Origin of the sequence: Pseudomonas sp. REB1044 (assembly GCF_038813925.1) — a bacterium.
Classification (GTDB): Bacteria; Pseudomonadota; Gammaproteobacteria; order Pseudomonadales; family Pseudomonadaceae; genus Aquipseudomonas; species Aquipseudomonas boreofloridensis.
In genome coordinates, this window is the sequence record NZ_CP046139.1 from 3,996,578 (window position 1) to 4,014,777 (window position 18,200).

General features: G+C 61.9%; 18 protein-coding genes and 2 pseudogenes. 12 read left to right on the forward strand and 8 right to left on the reverse strand.

What is annotated here, in order from left to right:
- Positions 1-13 precede the first annotated feature (13 nt).
- The 3 genes and pseudogenes from GKC70_RS18240 (at position 14) to pdeM (ending at position 4,339) form a co-directional block, all read left to right on the forward strand.
- Positions 14-1,128: pseudogene (locus GKC70_RS18240) on the forward strand (succinylglutamate desuccinylase/aspartoacylase family protein).
- 68 nt (positions 1,129-1,196) lie between these two features.
- Positions 1,197-3,647, forward strand: coding sequence for a ligase-associated DNA damage response DEXH box helicase (locus GKC70_RS18245; RefSeq protein WP_342649500.1), 2,451 nt, complete (start codon positions 1,197-1,199; stop codon positions 3,645-3,647).
- Between the two features lie 35 nt (positions 3,648-3,682).
- Positions 3,683-4,339, forward strand: coding sequence for a ligase-associated DNA damage response endonuclease PdeM (gene pdeM, locus GKC70_RS18250; RefSeq protein WP_342651548.1), 657 nt, complete (start codon positions 3,683-3,685; stop codon positions 4,337-4,339).
- Here the strand turns inward: pdeM and GKC70_RS18255 are convergent, their stop codons facing one another.
- Both GKC70_RS18255 and dcd read right to left on the reverse strand, forming a co-directional pair.
- Positions 4,340-4,543: a hypothetical protein gene (locus tag GKC70_RS18255; RefSeq protein ID WP_029613226.1), complete on the reverse strand. Its 204-nt coding sequence runs from the start codon at positions 4,541-4,543 to the stop codon at positions 4,340-4,342.
- 95 nt (positions 4,544-4,638) lie between these two features.
- Positions 4,639-5,205: a dCTP deaminase gene (gene dcd, locus GKC70_RS18260; RefSeq protein WP_029613227.1), complete on the reverse strand. Its 567-nt coding sequence runs from the start codon at positions 5,203-5,205 to the stop codon at positions 4,639-4,641.
- Between the two features lie 323 nt (positions 5,206-5,528).
- On the opposite strand from dcd, the gene GKC70_RS18265 reads away from it, so the two are divergent.
- A complete protein-coding gene (locus GKC70_RS18265; RefSeq protein WP_342649501.1) occupies positions 5,529-5,738 on the forward strand; it encodes a cold-shock protein in 210 nt (69 codons plus the stop codon).
- Positions 5,739-5,858: 120 nt separating this feature from the next.
- On the opposite strand, the gene apbC is transcribed toward GKC70_RS18265, so the two are convergent.
- Positions 5,859-6,953 (reverse strand): iron-sulfur cluster carrier protein ApbC, encoded by a 1,095-nt coding sequence (apbC, locus tag GKC70_RS18270; protein WP_342649502.1) that lies wholly within the window; start codon positions 6,951-6,953, stop codon positions 5,859-5,861.
- A gap of 159 nt (positions 6,954-7,112) precedes the next feature.
- On the opposite strand from apbC, the pseudogene metG reads away from it, so the two are divergent.
- The 3 genes and pseudogenes from metG (at position 7,113) to GKC70_RS18285 (ending at position 10,151) form a co-directional block, all read left to right on the forward strand.
- Positions 7,113-9,151: pseudogene (gene metG, locus GKC70_RS18275) on the forward strand (methionine--tRNA ligase).
- 86 nt (positions 9,152-9,237) lie between these two features.
- Complete coding sequence (nth, locus tag GKC70_RS18280) at positions 9,238-9,876, forward strand: endonuclease III (protein WP_039575953.1); 639 nt, start codon at positions 9,238-9,240, stop codon at positions 9,874-9,876.
- Between the two features lie 104 nt (positions 9,877-9,980).
- The gene (locus GKC70_RS18285; protein WP_342649503.1) at positions 9,981-10,151 is read left to right on the forward strand and encodes a hypothetical protein; all 171 of its coding nucleotides are present in this window, start codon (positions 9,981-9,983) and stop codon (positions 10,149-10,151) included.
- A gap of 42 nt (positions 10,152-10,193) precedes the next feature.
- Here the strand turns inward: GKC70_RS18285 and GKC70_RS18290 are convergent, their stop codons facing one another.
- Positions 10,194-10,820, reverse strand: coding sequence for a response regulator transcription factor (locus GKC70_RS18290; protein ID WP_342649504.1), 627 nt, complete (start codon positions 10,818-10,820; stop codon positions 10,194-10,196).
- 374 nt (positions 10,821-11,194) lie between these two features.
- Here GKC70_RS18290 and GKC70_RS18295 point away from each other — a divergent pair, with 374 nt between their 5' ends.
- On the forward strand, positions 11,195-11,629 hold the full coding sequence (locus tag GKC70_RS18295) for a hypothetical protein (RefSeq protein WP_039575948.1): 435 nt from the start codon (positions 11,195-11,197) through the stop codon (positions 11,627-11,629).
- A gap of 73 nt (positions 11,630-11,702) precedes the next feature.
- Here the strand turns inward: GKC70_RS18295 and GKC70_RS18300 are convergent, their stop codons facing one another.
- Positions 11,703-12,920 (reverse strand): argininosuccinate synthase, encoded by a 1,218-nt coding sequence (locus GKC70_RS18300; RefSeq protein WP_029613234.1) that lies wholly within the window; start codon positions 12,918-12,920, stop codon positions 11,703-11,705.
- A gap of 128 nt (positions 12,921-13,048) precedes the next feature.
- On the reverse strand, positions 13,049-14,029 hold the full coding sequence (locus GKC70_RS18305; RefSeq protein WP_342649505.1) for an OmpA family protein: 981 nt from the start codon (positions 14,027-14,029) through the stop codon (positions 13,049-13,051).
- A gap of 130 nt (positions 14,030-14,159) precedes the next feature.
- Between GKC70_RS18305 and pyrC the strand changes: the two genes are divergently transcribed.
- Both pyrC and rnt read left to right on the forward strand, forming a co-directional pair.
- Positions 14,160-15,206 (forward strand): dihydroorotase, encoded by a 1,047-nt coding sequence (pyrC, locus tag GKC70_RS18310; RefSeq protein WP_342649506.1) that lies wholly within the window; start codon positions 14,160-14,162, stop codon positions 15,204-15,206.
- Complete coding sequence (rnt, locus tag GKC70_RS18315; protein ID WP_029613236.1) at positions 15,203-15,868, forward strand: ribonuclease T; 666 nt, start codon at positions 15,203-15,205, stop codon at positions 15,866-15,868. The genes pyrC and rnt overlap by 4 nt, the downstream gene beginning before the upstream one ends.
- Positions 15,869-15,981: 113 nt before the next feature.
- On the opposite strand, the gene GKC70_RS18320 is transcribed toward rnt, so the two are convergent.
- The gene (locus GKC70_RS18320; protein WP_295481347.1) at positions 15,982-16,584 is read right to left on the reverse strand and encodes a peroxiredoxin C; all 603 of its coding nucleotides are present in this window, start codon (positions 16,582-16,584) and stop codon (positions 15,982-15,984) included.
- Positions 16,585-16,796: 212 nt separating this feature from the next.
- On the opposite strand from GKC70_RS18320, the gene GKC70_RS18325 reads away from it, so the two are divergent.
- A complete protein-coding gene (locus GKC70_RS18325; RefSeq protein WP_029613237.1) occupies positions 16,797-17,018 on the forward strand; it encodes a bacterioferritin-associated ferredoxin in 222 nt (73 codons plus the stop codon).
- A 198-nt stretch (positions 17,019-17,216) separates the two neighbouring features.
- Positions 17,217-17,690, forward strand: coding sequence for a bacterioferritin (gene bfr, locus GKC70_RS18330; protein WP_029613238.1), 474 nt, complete (start codon positions 17,217-17,219; stop codon positions 17,688-17,690).
- 71 nt (positions 17,691-17,761) lie between these two features.
- Here bfr and grxD read toward each other — a convergent pair whose 3' ends face one another.
- Entirely contained in the window at positions 17,762-18,097 is a 336-nt protein-coding gene (grxD, locus tag GKC70_RS18335; RefSeq protein ID WP_039575941.1) for a Grx4 family monothiol glutaredoxin, read from the reverse strand.
- Positions 18,098-18,200: the final 103 nt, after the last annotated feature.

The following is an 18,200-nucleotide window of genomic DNA, read 5'->3' on the forward strand; positions in this document are numbered from 1 at the left end:
GCCCAGGACTCCCATGCATCACTTGACCCACGACTTGCTCTCTCCGGTTCCCGGTGTCACCCGTCAGTTGCACAGCTTCCACTTCGGCCCGCGAGGCCAAGGCAAAGTCTATATCCAGGCCTCGCTGCACGCCGATGAGTTGCCCGGCATGCTGGTCGCCTGGCACCTCAAGCAGCGTCTGCGGGACTTGCACCAGCAGGGCCTGCTACAGCGCGAGGTGGTGCTGGTGCCCGTGGCCAACCCGGTGGGTCTGGAGCAGGTGCTGCTGGATGCGCCGCTGGGACGTTTCGAATTGCACAGTGGCGAGAACTTCAACCGCAAATTCGTCGACCTGTCGGACAGCATCGGCGATCAGATCGAACCACGGCTGAGCGGCGATCCTGAACATAACCTCGCCTTGATCCGCAAATACCTGCGTCGCGGGCTGGAGGCCCACCCGGCGGTGACGCCGCTGCAGGCCCAGCGCCTGACCTTGCAGCGCCTGGCCTGCGACGCTGAGCTGGTGCTCGACCTGCACTGCGACTTCGAGGCCGTCGAACACCTCTACACCACTCCCGAAGCCTGGCCGCAGGTCGAGCCGCTGGCGCGCTATCTCGGCGCCCAGGCCAGCCTGCTGGCCACCGACTCGGGCGGGCAGTCGTTCGACGAATGCTTCAGCCTGGTCTGGTGGCAACTTCAGCAGCGTTTCGCCAAGCGCTTCCCGATTCCCCTGGGCTGCGTGGCGGTCACCGTCGAGCTGCGCGGCCAGGCCGACGTCAACCATGAACTGGCCCGCCAGGATTGCCAGGCGATCCTCGATTTCCTCGTGCACCGGGGCGTGATCGCGGGCCAGGCGAGCCCCCTGCCCCGCTTCGGTATCCTGCCACGCCGCTGGCAGCGGTCGAGCCGCTGGCGGCGCCACGTGGTGGCCTGTTGGTGTTCCACGCCAAGCCAGGACAGTACCTGGAGCCAGGACAGCAGGTCGCTGAGATCATCGACCCGCTCAACGACCAGGTGACCCCGGTGAGCACTGCACACGGCGGCCTGCTCTATGCACGCAGCGTGCGCCGCATGGCGACGACCGGTATGGTCATCGCCCATGTCGCGGGCGAACAGGTGTGCCGTAGCGGCTATCTCCTGGCCAACTGACGCGAATCAAACCAAAGCGCACGCTAGCGGGTCTGTAGAAGCACAGCCTTCGACGAGACCGGCCACTGATGCCCACCTCACCCGACCTCGCCAACGCCTGGTTCAGCAGCCGACGCTGGAAGCCCTTCGCCTTCCAGCGCACCGTGTGGGCAGCGATTGAGCGCGGCGAATCGGGCCTGCTGCATGCCAGTACCGGCAGCGGCAAGACCTACGCCGTCTGGCTGGGTGCCCTGCGAGCCTTCGCCCGTCCTGTGAGTGGACGTCATCCGGCGCCGCTGCAGGTGTTATGGATCACGCCCATGCGTGCGCTGGCCAGTGATACCGCCCGCGCCTTGCAGGCACCGGTCGATGAGCTGGGGCTGCCTTGGAGCATCGGCGTGCGCAGCGGCGACACGTCCAGCGCCGAGCGCGCACGGCAGACTCGACGCCTGCCCAGTGCGCTGGTGACGACCCCGGAAAGCCTGACCTTGCTGCTCACCCGTGAACACGCCGAGCGCGACTTTGCCGAACTGCGCATGATCGTGGTGGATGAGTGGCATGAACTGCTGGGCAACAAGCGTGGCGTGCAGTTGCAACTGGCCCTGGCTCGCCTGCGGCGCTGGCAGCCACAGTTGGTGGTCTGGGGCCTGTCGGCCACTTTGGGCAACCTGCCGCACGCGCTGGAGGTGCTGCTGCCTGGCGGCGGACGCCTGGTGCAAGGGCGCCAGGACAAACGCATCCAGGTCGATACCTTGCTGCCGGACGAAATCGAGCGATTCCCTTGGGCTGGGCACATGGGGCTGAAGATGCTGACCAAGGTCAGCGCCGAGCTCGAGGCCAGCGCCAGCAGCCTGGTGTTCACCAACACCCGCGCCCAGGCCGAATTGTGGTACCAGGCGCTGCTCGATGCCCGCCCCGACTGGGCAGGCCTGATCGCGCTGCACCACGCGTCGCTGGCCCGGCACACCCGCGACTGGGTAGAGCGCAGCCTCAAGCAGGGGACGCTGAAAGCAGTGATCTGCACCTCGAGCCTGGATTTGGGGGTGGATTTCCTGCCAGTCGAACGGGTGCTGCAGATCGGTTCGGCCAAAGGCATCGCGCGCCTGCTGCAACGTGCCGGGCGTTCGGGACACGCGCCAGGCAGGACGTCCCGCATCACCTTGGTACCGACCCACAGCCTGGAACTGGTGGAGGCCGCCGCGGCTCGACAGGCCTTGGCGGCCGGGCACATCGAGGCGCGTCGCTCGCCGCGGCTGAGCATGGACGTGCTGGTCCAGCACATGGTCAGCATGGCGCTGGGCAGCGGGTTCCGGCCTGAGCAGTTACTCGAAGAGGTGCGCAGCACCTGGGCCTTTCAACACTTGCAGGACGCCCAGTGGCAGTGGGCACTGGCCTTCGTGCGCCATGGCGGCAGCTCGCTGACGGCCTACCCGGATTACCAACGCGTCGAAGCTCACCCCGATGGCCTCTGGCGCGTGGCCAGCGAGCGTCTGGCACGCCGCCATCGCTTAGGCATCGGCACCATCGTCAGCGATGCCAGCCTGCAACTGAAATACTGGAGCAAAGGCGGAGGCGGCAAGTCGCTGGGCAGCGTCGAAGAATCGTTCATCGCCCGTCTCAAGCCTGGCGATACCCTGCTGTTCGGCGGGCGCATCCTGGAGCTGGTACGGGTGGAAAACATGACCGCCTACGTGCGTCGCAGCACGGCACGCAAAGCGGCGGTGGCACGCTGGAATGGCGGGCGCATGCCGCTGTCCAGCGAGCTGGCCGATGCCCTGGTCGAGCGCCTGGATGCCGCGGCCCATGGCCATTACGAGGGCCCGGAAATGCGCGCGGTGCGTCCCCTGCTGGCGCTTCAGGCCAGTTGGTCGGCGCTGCCCACGCAACGCACCTTGCTGGCCGAGACGCTGCATACGCGCCAGGGCTGGCACTTGTTCGTCTATCCCTTCGCCGGGCGCATGGCCAACCTGGGACTGGCCAATCTGCTCGCTTGGCGGGTCAGCCGGCAGCAGCCGCTGTCGGTCTCGATCGCCGTCAACGACTATGGCTTCGAATTGCTGGCCGCCAGCGCGGTGGACTGGGCAGCGTATCTGCCCGCCGCGCTGACGGTCGACGATCTGCTCGAGGATGTGCTTGCCAGCTTGAATGCGGGGGAGATGGCGCTGCGGCGTTTTCGAGAAATCGCCCAGATCGCCGGCCTGGTCTTTGGCGGCTACCCGGCAGCGCAGAAAAGTACCCGTCAGATCCAAGCGTCCAGCGGTCTGTTCTACGAAGTGTTCCGCAAGCATGATGCGGATAACCTGCTGCTGGGCCAGGCGCGTGACGAGGTGTTGATGGAAGAACTGGAAATCGAGCGGCTGAGTCACCAATTGCAGAAACTGGCAGGCCTGAGCCTGGACCTGCATGCATTGCAACGGCCCAGTCCACTGGCTTTCGCACTGCTGATCGAAGGCATGCGCGAGACCCTGAGCACCGAAAAGCTCGCCGATCGCATCGCGCGGATGGTGGCCGACCTGGAGAAGGCGGCGAGCCGACCGTGAATCCCCCACACCCTGTCGAGGAGGCCTCGCTGAACGTGCAACATATGGTCATTGAGCACTGCGGCGAAACCCTCTGGCTATTACCGGACAAGGCGCTTTACTGGCCGGCGCAACGGGCGTTGCTGGTGGCCGATGTGCACATCGGCAAGGCGGCCAGCTACCGTGCCCTGCACCAGCCAGTGCCCCGAGGCACCACCAGCGCGACGCTGGAGCGCCTGGACCGGCTGCTGGAACATTACGATTGCCAACAACTGATCGTACTGGGCGACTTTCTCCATGCGCGCAGCGCCCGAGCACCGGCCACGCTCGCCAGGCTGGCGCTGTGGCGCGACAGACATCCGCAATTGAAGATGATTCTGGTGCGTGGTAACCATGATCGCCATGCAGGCGACCCGCCGCACACGCTGGGGATCGAGGTGGTGGAGGAACCTTGGGTGATGGGCGGTCTTGCGCTGGCACACGAGCCCAAAGCCCACGCGACGCTGCCAGTGATCGCGGGACACGTTCACCCGGCCTGCGTGCTCAAAGGTCGCGGGAGGCAACGCCTGAGGCTGCCATGCTTTGTCTTCGAGAAAGCGGTCAGCCTGTTGCCAGCCTTCGGCGAGTTCACCGGAGGCTGGACTGTGGACCCTTCTCCAGGCACCCGCCTGTTCGTGGCGGGTGGGGATCGTGTATGGGCCTTACCCAGGTGATCAGGCCATCGGGGTCGGCGGTGGCTGGTCCGGTATGGTGGGTTCGCCGGGCTCCGTGGGCGCTGGATCGGGATCCGGCTGGTGTGGTACACCGCCGGCATGCAAGTGCACCGGAGGGTGTGCAAGGAGGCTCCACGCCAGCATGCCGATCTGGTTCGGCTGCAGGCCAGCCAGTTTGGCACTGATTGCAGGGTCGAGTTTCATGGGCTGCTCCAGACAAGGCCGGCGCGCGTTATGCACGCCGGGGAGTTACCTCGTAGGAGTGTCAAAAGGGAAACTAATTCCCCCGGTTCGTCGGTTCATGTGCGCGGCAGGGTCACGCCACGTTGGCCCTGGTACTTGCCGCCACGGTCGCGGTACGACACTTCGCAGGCCTCATCGGACTGCAGGAACAGCATTTGCGCCACGCCTTCGTTGGCATAGATCTTCGCCGGCAGGGTCGTGGTGTTGGAGAACTCAAGGGTCACGTGACCCTCCCACTCAGGCTCCAGCGGCGTGACGTTGACGATGATCCCGCAGCGGGCGTAGGTGCTCTTGCCCAGACAGATGGTCAGCACGTCACGGGGAATGCGGAAATACTCGACGGTGCGCGCCAGGGCGAAGGAGTTCGGCGGAATGATGCAGACATCGCTCTTGATGTCGACGAAGCTGCCTTCGTCGAAATTCTTCGGATCGACGGTCGCCGAGTTGATGTTGGTGAAGACCTTGAACTCGTCGGCGCAGCGCACATCGTAGCCGTAGCTGGACACCCCGAAGGAAATCACCCGGCTGTCCTGTTCGCCGCGCACCTGGCGTTCGACGAAGGGTTCGATCATGCCGTGTTCCTGCGCCATGCGGCGAATCCACTTGTCCGATTTGATGCTCATGGCGGGTTGTCCTGAGAGGTCGAGATTGAAAACGAGATGCGCATCTTACCGGTCCTGGCCGGCACGATAAAGTTCCCTGCCCTATCCCGCGCCCGGCACGGGCTCGCGCTTGGCCGAGACGAATTTCATCAAAGCCGCTGTTGGCCATTGGCAGGTTGCGGAAAGTGGGGTAAGGTGACGCCACTGTGCTGCACGTGACACCGAGAATCTGTTAGATGCACGATCCTGATCGGCCCATCGCTGAATTTTCCGCTCTCTTTGCACTCAGTCCCGGCCAGGGCGTTTCCTGAGCCGAAATCTACTTTGTCCAAGGAGACAGACACATGTCCAACCGCCAATCCGGTACCGTCAAGTGGTTCAACGATGAGAAAGGCTACGGCTTCATCACTCCTCAGTCGGGTGACGACCTGTTCGTACACTTCAAAGCCATCCAGGCTGAAGGCTTCAAAACCCTGAAAGAAGGCCAGGCTGTTACCTTCGTCGCTACCCGCGGCCAGAAAGGTATGCAGGCTGAAGAAGTTCAAATCGCCTAAGTCGATTTAGCTTCCTCGCTTTCAAAAAAACCCGCCTTATGGCGGGTTTTTTTATGGCTGCGAATAGGTCAGCGCTGGATGCATCGCGGGCAAGCCCGCCATGCAATCCTCAGTGCCGGATCAGTCCTCGCTGATGGTAATGCTCGGCATCGCCGGTGCTGCGGCCTCTTGCAGCACGATGCGCGCACCGACCTGACGCGCCAGTTCCTGATAGATCATGGCGATCTGGCTATCCGGCTCGGCGATAGCTGTAGGCTTGCCACTGTCAGCCTGCTCACGGATGACCATGGACAGTGGCAGCGACGCCAGCAACTCGACCCCGTACTGGCTCGCCAGCTTCTCTCCACCGCCCTCGCCGAACAGGTGCTCGGCATGGCCGCAATTCGAGCAAATGTGCACCGCCATGTTCTCCACCACACCCAGCACCGGGATGTTGACCTTGCGGAACATCTCGACGCCCTTCTTGGCATCGAGCAACGCCAAGTCCTGAGGCGTGGTCACTACCACAGAACCGACCACCGGCACTTTCTGCGCCAGGGTCAACTGGATGTCGCCAGTGCCCGGCGGCATGTCGATCACCAGATAGTCGAGATCGTCCCAGGCGGTCTGGGCCACTAGTTGCTGCAAAGCGCCGGAGACCATCGGCCCGCGCCAGACCATCGGCGTCTTGTCGTCAGTGAGGAACGCCATGGACATCACCTCGACGCCATGAGCCTTGATCGGCACGAACCACTTCTGATCACGGATCTGCGGCCGCGTACCCTCCGGGATGCCGAACATCACGCCCTGGCTCGGCCCATAGATATCGGCATCGAGAATGCCCACCCGCGCCCCCTCGCGCGCCAAGGCCAGGGCGAGGTTGGCGGCAGTGGTCGATTTGCCCACGCCCCCCTTGCCCGAGGCCACCGCGATGACGTTCTTCACATTGGCCAGCGCCGGCACCTGGGCTTGAGCCTTGTGCGCAACGATCTGCGTGTCGATGCGCACCTGCGCCGACGTCACGCCATCGAGGTTCTCGATGGCCGTCTGCAGCACCTGAGCCCAGCCGTTGGTGAACAAGCCCGCGGCGTAACCCAACTGCAAGCGCACACTGACCTGACCGTCTTGAACGTCGATGGCGCGCACGCAGCCGGCGCTGACCGGATCCTGGTTCAGGTACGGGTCGGTGTACTGGCGAAGCACGCCTTCGATGGCGGCGGGTGTGACGGCACTCATGGAGACTCCCGTGGCATTTTTCGGAAAAGTGGAACAGGCGCCTATGCTAACCCGCAAGCGCGCACAGATGCGTCTGCGGGGTGAAATATCTGCGCCAGCCCTTTATAGTGGCCGATCATCCTCATTTTTACCCGTCGCCAGATAAGTAGCCGAGCCACCATGTCCGAGCCACGTCAGATTCTCGTCACCAGCGCCCTGCCCTATGCCAATGGATCGATTCACCTTGGCCACATGCTGGAATACATCCAGACGGACATGTGGGTGCGCTTCCAGAAGCTGCGCGGCAATCAGTGCATCTATGTGTGCGCTGACGATGCCCACGGTTCGGCGATCATGCTGCGCGCGGAGAAGGAAGGCATCACCCCGAGCAGTTGATCGCCAACGTGCAGGCCGAGCACAGCAGCGACTTCGCAGACTTCCTGGTCGACTTCGACAACTTCCACTCGACCCACAGCGAAGAAAACCGTGAGCTGTCGAGCCTGATCTACACCCGCCTGCGCGAAGCCGGGCACATCGCCAATCGGTCGGTGACCCAGTATTTCGATCCGGAAAAGGGTATGTTCCTGGCCGATCGCTTCATCAAGGGCACCTGCCCGAAGTGCGCCGCCGAGGACCAGTACGGTGACAACTGCGAAAAATGCGGTGCCACCTACGCGCCAACCGAACTGAAGAACCCCAAGTCGGCCATCTCCGGCGCCACTCCGGTGCTGCGCGACTCCCAGCATTTCTTCTTCAAGCTGCCAGATTTCCAGGCCATGCTGCAGCAGTGGACCCGCAGTGGCACCCTGCAGGAAGCCGTGGCCAACAAGCTGGCCGAGTGGTTGGACGCGGGCCTTCAGGAGTGGGACATCTCCCGTGACGCCCCCTACTTCGGCTTCGAGATTCCAGGTGAGCCCGGCAAGTACTTCTATGTCTGGCTGGACGCTCCGATCGGCTACATGGCCAGTTTCAAGAACCTGTGCGCTCGCCGTCCGGAGCTGGACTTCGACGCGTTCTGGAACGAAGGCTCGCAAACCGAGCTGTACCACTTCATCGGCAAGGACATCGTCAACTTCCACGCGCTGTTCTGGCCCGCGATGCTCGAAGGCGCCGGCTTCCGCAAGCCGACCGCGGTGAACGTGCACGGCTACCTCACCGTCAACGGCGCGAAGATGTCCAAATCCCGCGGCACCTTCATCAAGGCCCGCACCTACTTGGATCACCTGCAGCCCGAATACCTGCGTTACTACTACGCGGCCAAGCTCGGACGCGGTGTAGACGACCTCGACCTGAACCTCGACGACTTCGTGCAGAAGGTCAACTCGGACCTGGTCGGCAAAGTGGTGAACATCGCCAGCCGCTGCGCAGGCTTCATCCATAAGGGCAACCAGGGCGTGATGGTAGCTGGCGACGCGGCACCGGAGCTCACCGAAGCGTTCCTCGCCGCAGCCCCGTCGATCGCGGACGCCTATGAAGCCCGCGACTTCGGCCGCGCCATGCGCGAGATCATGGCCCTGGCCGACCGTGCCAATGCGTGGATCGCCGATAAAGCCCCTTGGTCCCTGGCCAAGCAGGAAGGCAAGCAGGACGAGGTCCAAGCCATCTGCGCCCAGGGCATCAACCTGTTCAGGCAACTGGTGATCTTCCTCAAACCCGTGCTGCCGCTGCTGGCCGCCGATGCCGAGGCCTTCCTGAACGTCGCACCGCTGACGTGGAACGACCACCTGTCGCGCCTGGAAAACCATACCCTGAACCCGTTCAAGGCGTTGATGAGCCGCATCGAGCCAGCCAAGGTCGAGGCCATGATCGCCGCCAGCAAGGAAGATTTGCTGAGCGCCGACGCTCAGGCACCGGCGGGCAATGGCGAATTGGGCAAAGACCCGCTGTCGGCCGAGATCGAGTTCGACACCTTCGCTGCCGTCGATCTGCGTGTCGCGTTGATCGTCAAAGCCGAGGCGGTGGCCGGAGCCGACAAGCTGCTGCAACTGACCCTGGACATTGGCGATGAACGGCGCACCGTGTTCTCCGGCATCAAGTCGGCCTATCCTGACCCTTCGAAGCTCGAAGGCCGATTGACGATGATGGTCGCGAACCTCAAGCCGCGCAAAATGCGCTTCGGCGTCTCCGAAGGCATGGTCATGGCGGCTGGCCCCGGCGGCGAGGAAATCTACCTGCTCAGCCCCGACAGCGGTGCCAAGCCAGGCCAACGCATCAAGTGAACCGGCCCCCGGCCTGGGGCGTCTTCCGACGCCCCAGGCTGCAGCGCTGACTCTCCCCTTTCCGTCGCCGAGGAATGCGTGGTCTCATGAATGCCGCCAAACGCCTGGAGATCTTTCGCAGGCTGCACGAAGACAACCCCGATCCAAAAACCGAACTGGCCTACACCACCCCCTTCGAACTGCTGATCGCGGTGATTCTGTCCGCGCAAGCGACCGATGTGGGTGTGAACAAGGCTACCGCCCGGCTGTATCCGGTGGCCAATACCCCTGAGGCCATCTTCGCCCTGGGCGTGGCGGGGTTGAGCGAATACATCAAGACCATCGGCCTGTATAACAGCAAGGCCAAGAACGTCATCGAAACGTGCCGCCTGCTCATCGAGCAGCACGGTAGCGAGGTGCCGCAGACGCGCGAAGCGCTGGAGGCCCTGCCCGGTGTGGGACGCAAGACAGCCAACGTGGTCCTCAATACGGCCTTTCGGCAGTTGGCGATGGCAGTGGATACCCACATTTTCAGGGTCAGCAACCGCACAGGGGTTGCGCCAGGCAAGACCGTCCTGGAGGTGGAGAAGAAGCTGCTGAAGTTCGTGCCGAAGGATTACCTGCTCGACGCCCACCACTGGCTGATCCTCCACGGCCGTTACGTCTGCCAGGCACGCAAGCCCCGCTGCGGCAGTTGCCGGATCGAGGACTTGTGCGAGTATCGACACAAGACCTCGGACGATTAACGCTTTAGCAAAAAATCATGATGTCCGATTGAAAAAATCTTTTTTACCGGTTCTGCGATTCTCGCTATAAGGACGGCCAATGGCCCCTTGGCTTGGAGCGATGCATGAGCACCGATAAAGACGAATTGATCGACGAGGACTTCGTCGCGGACGACGACGCAGAACCGCAGGTGGAACCTGCCAAAACCAACCTGAGCAAACGCCGCACTATCGACAACTTGCTCGAAGAACGGCGCTTGCAGCGGCAATTGGCCGACTTCGATTACGACCTGTAGCCCGCGGCACGCAGACCTCCTGCCCTAGAGGCCCCAAGTGTTTCAGGCCAGGCCATGGCGCTGCGCGAGCTCGATCAGGTCCACCAGCGATCGCGCATTGAGCTTGAGCAGCAGCCGGGTCTTGTAGGTGCTCACCGTCTTGTTGCTGAGAAACATGCTATCGGCAATTTCCTTGTTGGTTCGTCCTCTGGCCAACTGCTGCAGCACCATCATTTCGCGCCCTGACAGGCGCTCGACCATCTCGCTCTCGCTGCCGCCACTGACGCCGCTGCGAGTCTTGTGCAGCGCCTGATTGGGGAAGTAGCTATACCCCGAGAGCACGGCCTTGATCGCGCTGAGCAGTTCGGTCAGTTCCTGCTGCTTGCACACGTAACCGGCCGCGCCGGCCTGCATGCAGCGCATGGAGAAGTGCCCCGGGGCCTGGGAGGTCAGCACCAGCACCTTGCTCCCAGGACTCGCCGTCGTCATGCGCGCGATCACCTCCAACCCGTCGAGCTTGGGTATGCCAATGTCGAGTACGACGATATCGGGCAGATAGTCCCGGGTCATCTGCAGCGCATCTACACCGTTATCGGTCTCCGCCACTACTTCATATCCATGACGCTCCATCAACATACGTACGGCCAAGCGAATGACCGGATGATCATCCACGATAAGTACTTTATTCATGGGATATCCATTGATCCGTTCTAAGTTCTGACGCGCCACGATAACCGAGCCATCGCTGTTGTGGCGCGGTGATTCATCAGTAGGACGCAGTCAAAGATGAAACTTACACTGCTAATAGAAACGTCCTACATTTGGGCGACAGATCCGTTCGATATCCATCACCTGAATGGGCAACCAAGTGAAAGTCCAATGGCCGCAAAAATGCAAAGTGCGGATAGCACGACCAAGAAGTGAGATCTTTCAATCTTTTGGGAGCGAATAGTTATACCGGGCCCATGACAACCGGTAATTTTTTCCTTGAGGGGAAACAGCAAGCGTTTTTCTCGGCGAGGCGACAGGGTACAGATGGACAAAGCCCGAAGGAGGCCCTCGCCATGAACAGCACCGAACAGATGAGTCCCTTGACGATCATTGCCATTTTCTCCGGCATCATCGAGGCGTCGGCGCTTGCTTCGTTGCCGTTCCTGAGCGAGAGCAGTCAATCGATCTACACCTGGTTTCTGGTGGGCTTCCCGTTTTTCCTCACCGTGCTGTTCTTTTTGACGCTGAACTTCAACCACGAGTCGCTCTACACCCCGGACAAGCGCGCTGTGGACGATGAGGAGCCGCTCTACGCCGATACCCAGGCGCCCATGACCATCGCCCTGTCAGGGCCCGGTGCACACAAGAACATCGAGACTCACGTGCTCAATGCACTCAATCGCCCCCCCGGCAGGGAGTGCCGCTGGATCTTCTACAACCTGGAGTGCCGATCACGCATCTTGCTGTCGATTCGAGCGTTGGAGAAAGGCGACAAAATCGACTTGTAGGCGGGCCGGAGCACTACCTGCAGATACAAAAAACCCGGTCGTTGCGACCGGGCTTTGTTCACTGCAACAACAATCAGAGCAGCGAGCGACCCTTGTTCGCAGCGATACGCATGCGCAGGGCGTTGAGCTTGATGAAGCCTGCCGCGTCGGCCTGATTGTAGGCGCCGCCATCTTCCTCGAAGGTAGCGATGTTGGCATCGAACAGCGAGTCGTCCGACTTGCGACCGACGACGGTGACGTTGCCCTTGTACAGCTTCAGGCGCACGACACCGTTCACGTTGACCTGGGAAGCGTCAATCATCTGCTGCAGCATCACCCGCTCCGGGCTCCACCAGTAGCCGGTGTAGATCAGGCTGGCGTACTTGGGCATCAGCTCATCCTTGAGGTGAGCGACTTCGCGGTCCAGCGTGATCGACTCGATGGCACGGTGCGCCTTGAGCATGATGGTACCGCCAGGCGTCTCGTAGCAGCCGCGCGACTTCATGCCCACGTAGCGGTTTTCGACGATGTCCAGGCGACCGATGCCGTTGGCGCCGCCAATGCGGTTCAGATCGGCCAGCACAGTGGCCGGCGTCTTCTCGACGCCGTCAATGGCTACGATGTCACCGTTGCGGTAGGTCAGCTCGAGATAAGTCGCCTGGTCCGGGGCATTCTCCGGGGAGACGCTCCAGCGCCACATGTCTTCTTCGTGCTCGGTCCAGGTATCTTCCAGAACGCCGCCTTCGTAGGAGATGTGCAACAGGTTGGCGTCCATCGAGTATGGCGATTTCTTCTTGCCATGACGCTCGATCGGAATACCGTGTTTCTCGGCGTAGTCCATCAGCTTTTCACGGGACAGCAAGTCCCATTCACGCCACGGGGCGATGACCTTGACGCCCGGCTTGAGCGCATAGGCGCCCAGTTCGAAGCGCACCTGGTCGTTGCCTTTGCCGGTGGCGCCATGGGAGATCGCGTCGGCACCGGTTTCGTTGGCGATTTCGATCAGACGCTTGGCGATCAACGGACGGGCGATGGAGGTACCCAGCAGGTACTCGCCTTCGTAGACGGTATTGGCACGGAACATCGGGAAGACGAAATCGCGGACGAACTCTTCGCGCAGGTCGTCGATGTAGATTTCCTTGACGCCCATGGCCTGCGCCTTGGCACGGGCCGGTTCGACCTCTTCGCCCTGGCCCAGGTCAGCGGTGAAGGTCACCACTTCGCAGTTGTAGGTGTCTTGCAGCCACTTGAGAATCACCGAAGTATCAAGGCCGCCGGAATACGCCAGTACGACCTTCTTTACGTCCGCCATGCCATCACTCCACGGGGTTGTACGGAAAACCCGCGATTCTACCGATCTCGTTGAGGAATTTACAGTGGCGCGACAGCTTCTGATGCCAAAGCGACAGGAAGTGTCGCGGGCGCGACCTTCCGTCGAAATCAGATTTTCTTGGCCGAGGCCGCCGCAGCGGTGGCTGCTGGCGCAGCGGTCGCGGCAGGTGCCGCAGCGGGCTGGGCGGGCGTGGCAGGCGCCGCGTCGTGGGGCTTCTCAACCGGTTTCTCGACCGGCGTGACACGGTCGAGCTGAATGTTCACACGCCGATTGCGCGCGCGATTGGCGGGGGTGTTGTTCTTGACCAGCGGATAACGCTCACCGTGGAAACGTACGACGATCTGCGCCTCCGGCACGCCGTGGGCTTGCAGGTACTCGGCCACGGCCATGGCACGACGCCGCGACGCGTCGCGGTTGGCCAGGCGATTGCCGCTGTTGTCGGAGTGGCCGTCGAGCTCGATATGGTTGACCGTCGGATCGGCCTTTATGTAGTCGAGGATCACGTCCAGACGCGCCCGTGCCGAGCTGTCCAGCTCGAAACCGGTGCCGGGGAACGGTATCTGGGTCTGACGAATCTGATCGTAATTCATCGGCAACAGCTTGGCGGCGCAGACCTGATAGTCGCTGTAGGCCTTGGCGAAGCTGACCGGCAACACATGCACTTCCATGGGACGGCCGCCCTCGCCGGTATAGTTGCGCACCACGGTACTGCGGCCGTCGAGCAACCCGTTGATCAACCGGCTGGCCTGTCCCTGGGAGGTGCTGAACAGCACGCCGGAGCGGCTTAGACGCACGGCCCCCAGGTTGACGTCGCCACGTCCGGGTTGCCATGGCGCGGCAGCCGCCAACAGGGTGGCCGAGCCCGCGCCCAGCGCGTTGCTGTCAGAACGCAACTGGAACACCGGCTGCTCTCCGGCACGGCGCACGAACTGGCCGCTGCCGAAGCCCTCGATGGGCTGAATCAGCCGACACTCGAACTGATCGCCTTCGACCTTCCACGCGATGTTCTCCATGCGGGTCTGGAAGGTCATTGCACCGGCCGGCAGGCTGGCGCACAGGCTGAGCAGGAGTAGGTAACGCTGGCGCACAGGCGGCTCCACAAATTCTGACGTCTTACCTGCAGGCTATCGGACGCCTGCTGGAAAACTTGATAGCCGTGCCGCTCTCAGGGTTTTCCGGTAGCATTGGCGGCTGAGTTCGAACCGCCTGGAAACCCCAATGTCCGATCGCCTGACCCTCCTGCGTCCCGACGACTGGCACATCCATCTGCGCGATGGAGCTGTGCTGCGACATACCGTCGGCGACGTGGCGCGTACCTTCGCCCGCGCCATCATCATGCCCAATCTGGTTCCGCCGGTACGTACCGCCCATGAAGCCGAAGCCTACCGCGAGCGCATCCTCGCGGCGCGTCCTGCCGGCAGCCGTTTCGAGCCCCTGATGGTGCTGTACCTCACCGACCGCACCCGCCGCGAAGACATCCATGCGGCCAAGGCCAGCGGCATCGTGTTCGCTGCCAAGCTCTATCCGGCCGGCGCCACGACCAACTCCGACTCGGGCGTCACCAGCATCGACAACATCTTCCCGGCGATCGAAGCGCTGGCCGAAACCGGGCTGCCGCTGTTGGTGCATGGTGAAGTGACGCGCGCGGACATCGACGTGTTCGACCGCGAAAAACGCTTCATCGATGAGCATATGCGTCGCCTGGTCGAGCGCTTCCCGACGCTCAAGGTGGTGTTCGAGCACATCACCACCGCCGATGCCGCGCAATTCGTCAGCGAGGCCCCGGCCAACGTCGCGGCGACCATCACCGCGCAGCACCTGCTTTACAACCGCAACCACATGCTGGTCGGCGGCATTCGTCCACACTTCTATTGCCTGCCGATCCTCAAGCGCAATACGCACCAAGTGGCCCTGCTGGATGCGGCCACCAGCGGTAATCCGAAGTTCTTCCTCGGCACCGATTCGGCGCCACATGCCCAGCATGCCAAAGAAGCGGCCTGCGGTTGCGCCGGTTGCTACACCGCCTACGCGGCCATCGAGCTGTATGCCGAAGCCTTCGAGCAACGCAACGCCTTGGACAAGCTGGAGGGCTTCGCCAGCCTGCACGGTCCAGCGTTCTATGGCCTGCCGGCGAACACCGACCGCATCACGCTCATCCGTGAAGACTGGACCGCACCGACCAGCCTGCCGTTCGGCGATACCCAGGTGGTGCCGCTGCGTGCGGGTGAAACCCTGCGCTGGCGCCTGCTGGAGGACAACGTATGAGCGAAGACCTCTACGAAGACGATCAAGACTTGCCGTCCGGTGGCGGTTCGCGCCATCCCATGGCCGAGCGTTTTCGCGGCTACCTGCCGGTGGTGGTGGATGTCGAGACCGGCGGTTTCAACAGCGCCACCGACGCGCTGCTGGAAATTGCCGCCGTCACCATCGGCATGGACGAAAAGGGCTTCCTGTTCCCGGAACACACCTACTTCTTCCGTGTCGAGCCGTTCGAAGGCGCCAATATCGAGCCTGCTGCGCTGGAGTTCACCGGCATCAAGCTGGATCACCCGCTGCGCATGGCCGTGAGCGAGGAAAGCGCACTCACCGACATCTTCCGTGGTGTGCGCAAAGCGCTGAAGGCCAATGGCTGCAAGCGGGCGATCCTGGTCGGCCACAACAGCAGCTTCGACCTGGGCTTCCTCAACGCTGCGGTGGCGCGCAACGACCTCAAGCGCAACCCCTTCCACCCCTTCTCCAGCTTCGACACCGCCACGCTGGCCGGCTTGGCCTACGGTCAGACGGTACTGGCCAGAGCGTGCCAGAGCGCAGACATCGACTTCGACGGCCGCGAGGCGCACTCGGCGCGCTACGACACGGAGAAAACCGCTGAGCTGTTCTGCGGCATCGTCAACCGCTGGAAGGACATGGGCGGCTGGCGCGGCTGAGCAAGCGGCACGCGTGGACACCGCAGTGCTGGCTTTCCTTGCCGCTTGTCGCTAAAAACTCGACGCTCAAAAAAACCGGCCAGGAGGCCGGTTTTTTTTTGCATCACGCCGTATTACAGCTTGCCGGCGTTCTCGCTCAGGTAGGCCGCAACGCCTTCCGGCGAAGCGTTCATGCCTTTGTCGCCTTTCTTCCAGTTGGCCGGGCAGACTTCGCCGTGCTCTTCGTGGAATTGCAGGGCGTCGACCAGGCGCAGCAGCTCGTCCATGTTACGGCCCAGCGGCAGGTCGTTGACGATCTGCGAACGCACCACGCCGTTCTTGTCGATCAGGAACGCACCACGGAAGGCCACGCCGCCTTCGGACTCGACGTCATAGGCCTTGCAGATTTCGTGAGTGATGTCGGCAGCCAGGGTGTACTTCACTTGGCCGATGCCGCCGTTGTTGACCGGGGTGTTACGCCAGGCGTTGTGGGTGAAGTGCGAGTCGATCGACACGCCGATCACTTCTACGCCGCGGGCTTCGAAATCGGGAATGCGGTGGTCCAGGGCAATCAGCTCGGACGGGCAGACGAAGGTGAAGTCCAGCGGGTAGAAGAACACCAGGCCATACTTGCCTTTGATCGCCGAAGCCAGGTTGAAGCTGTCGACGATCTCGCCGTTGCCCAGCACGGCTGGAACGGTGAAGTCCGGGGCTTGTTTACCAACGAGTACGCTCATTCGTCATCTCCTGATGGGGGTGAAAACCGTTGCCCAGGCGAGTCGACTCGCCCGGCATCCTGCAAAGACCGACCATCATACACGGGATATCATGACAGGCCGAATCGAACCGCCGGTCGCGCGAAGATGAATCATTCTTCAAGTGCTTTGACAAGCATTCTCATTACCATTAGTCTCCAACGCATCGACTCACCCAGCGATGGTCAGACCCTATGTACGTATGTCTCTGCGTCGGCGTCACCGATGGACAGATCCGCGATGCGATCTACGAAGGATGCTGCAGCTACAAGGAAGTCCGTACCGCCACCAACGTGGCCAGCCAATGTGGTAAATGCGCCTGCCTGGCCAAGCAGGTGGTTCGTGAGACCCTCACCGAACTTCAGCTCGCCCAGCAGCCTGCACTGCCCTACCCCGTCGAATTCACCGCCGCTTAAAACGCCCCCTTCAAAGAACCGGACCTCGTGTCCGGTTTTTTTATGCCTGTAATTCAATAAGTTAGCCACCAACGCGGTTCACAAACATTCTTATTCCTATTAATTTTCACTTATTATTCAACAACTTAGGTTTGACATAGAAAGTTGTCAGGCTCAGACTTCGCCTATTGGCTCACTTCTCAGGGCAGGAACCCGGACATGAAAGGCGACGTAAGCGTCATCCAGCATCTCAACAAGATCCTCGGAAACGAGCTGGTCGCGATCAACCAGTACTTCCTGCACGCGCGTATGTATGAAGACTGGGGCCTGAACGCGCTCGGCAAGCACGAGTACAAAGAATCCATCGACGAGATGAAGCACGCTGATAAATTGATCAAGCGTATTCTCTTCCTCGAAGGCATTCCCAACGTTCAGGACCTGGGCAAACTGCTCATCGGCGAGCACACCCGTGAAATGCTTGAGTGCGACCTGAAGATCGAAAACAAAGGCCTGATCGATCTGAAAGCCGCCATCGCCCACTGCGAAACCGCTGGTGACTTTGGCTCGCGCGACCTGCTCGAAGACATCCTCGAAGCCGAGGAAGAGCACATCGACTGGCTGGAAACCCAGTTGGGCCTGATCGACAAGATCGGCATCGAAAACTACCTGCAGTCGCAGATGGGCGAAGAGTAAGTTTCGCCTCTACCGCCCACCAAAAAGCCCCGCCTAGGCGGGGCTTTTTCATGAGCGTGCCAAAGATGCCATCAGGCCTCGGAGGCCTTGGCCTTGGCGGCCGCGTCCTTGATCAGGGTCTGCAGTTCACCCTTTTCGAACATTTCCAGCACGATGTCGCTGCCACCGACCAGTTCGCCGCCCACCCACAGTTGCGGGAAGGTCGGCCAGTTGGCGTACTTGGGCAGGTTGGCGCGGATTTCCGGATTCTGCAGGATGTCGACGTAGGCGAACTTCTCGCCGCACCCCATCACCGCCTGCGAAGCACGGGCCGAGAAGCCGCACTGCGGGGCATTCGGCGAGCCTTTCATGTAAAGCAGAATGGTGTTGTTGGCAATCTGCTCTTTGATTGTTTCGATGATATCCATGGAGCACCTCGGCTGAACTTTCCGACACGGTCGTCGGCACGGTCGGGCATTGTATCGGAAAGCCGAGTGCCGTGCTCGGCCATGGCCCTCGGCTCACGATCGA